At 60.5% G+C, this 5,494-nt stretch carries 5 protein-coding genes (3 of these 5 running past the window's edge); 2 read left to right on the forward strand and 3 right to left on the reverse strand.

Features of this window, described 5'->3' with window-relative positions:
• Positions 1-96 carry the 3' portion of a carboxypeptidase regulatory-like domain-containing protein gene (locus tag C484_RS24075; protein ID WP_049914940.1) on the forward strand. It extends 1,443 nt beyond the left edge of the window, so 96 of the gene's 1,539 nt are visible here — the last part of the coding sequence; its start codon lies beyond the left edge, outside the window; the stop codon is at positions 94-96.
• A gap of 269 nt (positions 97-365) precedes the next feature.
• Here the strand turns inward: C484_RS24075 and C484_RS24080 are convergent, their stop codons facing one another.
• Positions 366-542, reverse strand: coding sequence for a hypothetical protein (locus C484_RS24080; RefSeq protein ID WP_239640892.1), 177 nt, complete (start codon positions 540-542; stop codon positions 366-368).
• 99 nt (positions 543-641) lie between these two features.
• Between C484_RS24080 and C484_RS24085 the strand changes: the two genes are divergently transcribed.
• Positions 642-1,433 (forward strand): BGTF surface domain-containing protein, encoded by a 792-nt coding sequence (locus C484_RS24085; protein ID WP_449289164.1) that lies wholly within the window; start codon positions 642-644, stop codon positions 1,431-1,433.
• A gap of 3,624 nt (positions 1,434-5,057) precedes the next feature.
• Here C484_RS24085 and C484_RS24845 read toward each other — a convergent pair.
• On the reverse strand, positions 5,058-5,494 hold the 3' portion of the coding sequence (locus C484_RS24845; protein WP_049914942.1) for a WD40 domain-containing protein. Its footprint extends 55 nt past the window's final position; 437 of the gene's 492 nt are visible here — the last part of the coding sequence; its start codon lies beyond the right edge, outside the window; the stop codon is at positions 5,058-5,060.
• Positions 5,434-5,494 carry the 3' end of an eIF2A-related protein gene (locus tag C484_RS22755; protein WP_152422638.1) on the reverse strand. The gene runs 608 nt beyond the window's last position, so only the last 61 of its 669 coding nucleotides appear in the window; its start codon lies beyond the right edge, outside the window; the stop codon is at positions 5,434-5,436. Before C484_RS22755 ends, C484_RS24845 begins: the two co-directional genes overlap by 116 nt.

A 5,494-nucleotide genomic window follows, 5' to 3' on the forward strand; every position in this document is an offset into this window, starting at 1 on the left:
CCCAGCCACTCGCGGCAACTGACTACGAGATCTCGGTCGGTGTCTCCGGAAATGAAGTCGACGGTGTCACTGACGAAACTGACACTGGTTTCCTGACGCTCAACGAGTACGACGGTCCGTCCGATGTCACGACCTACACTGCACCTGCAGACGCTGACCTCGGCGACCTCGACGACCTCAACGAGACGACGCTCACTGAGACCGACGAGATCGCGAACCTGGACCAGGTTATCGTCGCTGTCGAAGACTACGGTCTCTCCGGTGCCATCGCGGACGGCACCCTCGAAGAGGACACCAACCTCATTCTCTCCGAGGAAGAGGCTCCGAACCGGAACATCAAGGAATGGAACATCGGCGAAGGGGAGCTAGAAACCAGCCATCTCGGCTCCGGTGACGATGTCGAGTACGACGGTACGCTCTACCTCGTCGTCGAGAACATCTCGGGCGCGTACGACGAAGATGACCTCGACGCTGGCTTCGACGTCTCCGCCGACGCTGACGACAGCGCGTTCTACCTCGAAGAGGACGAAGAACTCTCGCACGAGAGTGCCTTCAGTATCAGCGAGCGCAACATTGAGTGGGACGACACCGCAGAAGAAGCNCCTGCAGTCGACGGTGCTGAACTGTCTGGTGAATCCAACATCGCACCTGGTACGGAACTCAACACCCGTGCTCGCTCGTCGGGTAACTTTACCCAGTCGCCAGATGCCCTCATCGAAGATGACGGCTCCTTCTCGGCGACCTACGAGTTCGGCGACTACGAGCCAGAGACGGAGTTCACGCTCCGCGCAACCGATCCTGTCGGTGACGCCGAGCACGTGATTGACTCTGTCCTCTTCGACGCTGAGGAAGCGAACGTTCAGCTCGAGACCGATGCACCGAGTGAGGTTACTGTCGGTGAAGACGGAACGCTCGACGTGACCGTCAGCAACACTGGTGGCTCGGCCTCTGACGAGATCGAGGTCGGCGTCGTGATCGGCGGCGAAAACACGTTCAACGATAACATCACGCTCGACGCTGGTGAAGAATGGAGCAACAGCTTCGACTACACCGCCGAAGAGACTGGTGACGTTGAGTGGAGCGTTGTTGCCGGTGACAACGAAGAAACTGGCACNGAATGGAGCAACAGCTTCGACTACACCGCCGAAGAGACTGGTGACGTTGAGTGGAGCGTTGTTGCCGGTGACAACGAAGAAACTGGCACCACCACCTTCGTCGACGAACCGTCTGACGACGGATCTGACTCCGGTAGCGACTCCGGCTCCGACGACTCCGGTAGTGACTCCGGGTCGGACGACGGTGACTCCGGCTCCGACGATAGTGGCGGTGACGACTCCGATGGCGACGATGACGGAACGCCCGGCTTCGGTGTCGCTGTCGCACTCGCCGCACTCCTCGGCGCTGCCATGCTGGCTCTGCGCAAGCAGAACTAAGCAGTAGCTAACTACCGGACTTCGTCCGGCTCTTGTCGCACTTCGATTTCTTTAACCATGCCCCGCAGAATCACCGTGAGCATGGCGGAACGTTTATCATAAAATAGACTTACTATCTGGATATGATGTTATTATGGATAGTTGTCACATGGGGGGCTATCATGCTGCCGTTCCTCGCGCTTCTATATGCACACGGAGAGCGGGAACGGGAACAAGAGAAAGGGAGAGAGATGGCTTAGNCCGTCTGGCCCTGCCCCAGCTGCAACTCGGTCCGGCTCGCATCGCTGTTGATCTCCCGGACCTGGTAGGGCCCGTCGCCGGGCAACTGTGCCGGGTCGATCGCGTCGATCACCGACCACTCGACCGCGTCGTGAGGTACCGTCACCGAGGCCTCGACGATCGCCTGGCCGGTTTCCTCGACGAGGTAGAGCGCGACCTGGTCGCACATCTGCTGGCTGGCGAGCCCGGGGATGTCCTCGATGACCGTTCGTGCGTTCGTCTCGTCGACGACATCTCCCTGGACGAGCTCACCTCGGGGCTTCATCTCAGCGTCGATGCTGACGGTCTGACCGTCCGAAAGTGAGCCGCTCGAGAGCGCCTGGATCCGCGGCACGCCATCCGCAGTTGTGTAGCGAATCTCGTAGTCCGCACCAGGCTCGAACTCCGTGTCGCCGTTGTAGACCGTCTCTTTGCCCTCGACGAGCCGAGAGTCTGGGAACGGCAGATCAACCCACGTATCGAGTTGCACGTCGACGGTCTGCCTCGTGACGCGCTGTGCGCCGCCGTAGACGATCGCCCGCTCGATGATGTCCTCGGTCTGGCGATCGATCGAGTAGTCCGCGAGGTCCGGGTTAGCGGCCGCCGAGCGCTGCCGAAGTTGCGTCCACTCGACGGACATCGTGTCGCCGTCCGCTCGGACTTCGAACACGAAGTTGCCGATCTTGGCGACCTCCTGGAGGACATCGATCAGTTGGGCGTCGAACGACCGGTTGGTGAGCACGGGTGTATCGTCAAGGTCACCGCGCAGCGTCACGGACTCGAGCGTCTGGGGCTTGTAGCCCAAACGTGGCGTTGGCCCGTTGCGCGCCTCATCCCTCCGTCCGATCACGGCTCTTACGCCGCTCTCGGTCTGGAGGCCGTCCATGGCGGCGGTATGTTGGTAGACATCCTGAGCGTTGTCGTAGGTGTCCACGCCGTCGACGAGTACGCCGAGTTCGATCGCACCTTCGCCAGCAGTCTGGCCACCCCCGCGGTTGGTCTCGACCTCGGCCTGGGCTTCGACGATCGATATTGGGGACGCGATCGTGTCGAACACGACCTCAATAGCGTCGGGATAGAGTTCGGGCCCGTCGAGCGCCCCCAGGTCCGGGGAGTTATCAAAGTTGTAGTTGTAGCGGTCGTCTGTGATCGACACCAGATCGATATATATCGGGTCGAGCGTGTTATCGGACGTGTCGACGACTTGAATATCGAACTCGTGTGTCCCAGGTTCGAGATCCGAGCTGGGAGTGGAGGTAGTGAAATTCCCCCATTGGATGGTCTCGGATGCCCCCGAATCCTTGGGAAGCGTGTCGATCGTTTCGCCGTCGAGGCGGAACTCGACCTCGGGGTTAGTCCCCTGGGTCTCGGAGTGATACCGCGTCTGGATCTCAACGTCTCCAGCCGGGATCCGATGGTCGACCTCGAACGTCGTGCCCCCCTCTTGGAGCAAATCCGACAGTGCGCTTGCCTCCTCGCGCGAGTACTGGCTCCCCGAGACGACATCGGCGGGGACAAACGTTTCTGGTTCAAAGAGCCAACAGACCTGCTGTGTCTCGAGGCGATCGTCGACAATCGTGAGCGGTAGATCGTCCGGGATCTCGTCCATCGATGCCGAGAAGTCCGTCGACGTCTGCAGATCCTGCAGCACGACACCCTCGTCGACGTTTGAAACTGGCTCGTCGACGTTCGCAGTGTAATCTGTGTACTGGTTGATGAGGTACTCGACGAACTCGTGAGTCGGTTGGGCGTCCAGATCCTCGATGACGCGGCGCTCGAGGGGCGTGCCGCCGCGCCCCTCGAGGACGGTCCGCTTCGAGCCCGACCCCTCCTCGAGGCTCCGATGCTGGAGGGTGTCGATCGGCTGGCGATCGGCGTTATGCCAGACCCGAAGTGTCGCGTCATCGAAGGCCTCGGCGTGCCAGGTTTCGTCGTGTGGTGCCGGGAGTTCAACGCGAGGATATCCGTTGATCGTCGGCCGGCGGATCGCACCGTCGAGGATCTGGGGAGTTAGTGGGGAGGTGGCATCGGGGTGATCGACTTCGGCGTGCCACCCCCGAGGAGGGACCGCACGGCCGTCCAGGCCGGAGATTTGCTCGTCAGTCGTCACTGNGGCATCGGGGTGATCGACTTCGGCGTGCCACCCCCGAGGAGGGACCGCACGGCCGTCCAGGCCGGAGATTTGCTCGTCAGTCGTCACTGGATCGGAGACATTGCTATCGGCGTGGATCCAGTCGGTCCGGGCGCGCACCCAGTACTCGTCCTCCGCTCCGGGGAGCACACCATCGTCGACGAACGACTCCTGGCTCGATCCGACCGTCCCGACAAGTTCATCTACCTCTCGATCACGATCGAGTCGGGTCCGGGAGACCTGATAGCTCCCGCGGAACTCGGCGTTATCAACCCATATTGTAGTCAATTCGACAGCCTGAACGTTCGTGAACGCCACATCGGTCGGATTGAACAGTTTGGTTATCTCTTCGGCGGTCAGCCCCCCGCCGGTCGAATGATCGGTTTCCGTGCGGACGCGAACGCTATACTGCTCGCCGTCGTAGACATTCGAGAACGTGTGCTCGAGGACAGCGTCGTAGTTGATGGTGGCCTCGCCAGCCGCTCCCCAGTCGGGATGGTTGCCATCGGGATCGTCATCGCGCAACTGGACACGGTACTGGCCGTTGTTCAGGGTGTCGTCCCATGAGGCGACCATGTCCTCGGGCGGCGTACCGTCGAGTGAGAGGCCAGCGGCGTCCGGAAGGGAGGCGATAACAGTTTCTGGAGACGACGCGGCTGTCCGGTCACCAGTATCACGGACGAGAACGTACTCGTGCTGCTCGCCATCGAGGACATCGCCATCGTCGGTGAACTCGGTCTGGCTACGAGCCCCCTCTCCGACCGAGGCGCTATCGCGTTGGATCTCAACGGTCCCCTCGTCGTTGTCGTCGACAACGTCAAACGTCACCGTGATCTCGCGGGCTGTCGAGTTGTCGAGATCGACGATCACTGGCGCATCGAGGAGTGTCGCCCCCGACGTCTCATTGCTCCCTACAGTCGACGAATCCATGACGCCGGCAACGCGGTAGTAGTACGTTCGCCCCTGGACCAGGCCCGTGTCAGGGTAGCTCTCAGCAGAGCCGTCCAGGGTTGCAATTCGGTTCCCGTCGCTCAAATCGATACCCGGAGCAGTGTCGCGGTAGACCTCAACGTTGTCGTACTCACTGGTGTTCGTCCACTCGATGTCGAGTTCAGCAAGACGCTCGGCGACAATTGTGGGATCCTCTGGCGCAGAAATATCCAGAAGTTCGAAATCGACCGCACTGATCGGCGGTTGATCTGTTGCTTCGACACTAAAATCGACTGTCGCCATTGTCAGAGCCCCCGCCACGAAACGCTAAATATTGTACTACTCGACTCGGAAATGCTTTCGCGAGGACTCCAGTCCCAATAATCATGGACATGGACGCTATCATCTGACCCACCATACGCGAGCATCGACCCCTCTGGGCTCCATGACACCGACCGAACGGAATTGCTTGATTCGGTGAGTTCTTCGGCAACCGTCCAGTCGTCTGTCCAATGNGGACTCCACGAGACTGAGTTGAGAGCACTACTGGTCTCGCTGAGGGTCTGCTCAAGCCCCCAGTTGGCCGTCTCGTGCACATAGACATCCCCATACCCTGTGCAGTAGGCCAGCAATCCACCGTCGGATGGGTCCCCCTCGACATCCTGGGGAAACCCATTGCCGCTAGGAGTAAGGGTCTGAGCGAGCGACCAGGTATCTGTTTCGTGCACATAGAGATTGTCGT

The sequence above is a fragment of the Natrialba taiwanensis DSM 12281 genome (assembly GCF_000337595.1).
In the GTDB taxonomy this organism is placed as follows: domain Archaea; phylum Halobacteriota; class Halobacteria; order Halobacteriales; family Natrialbaceae; genus Natrialba; species Natrialba taiwanensis.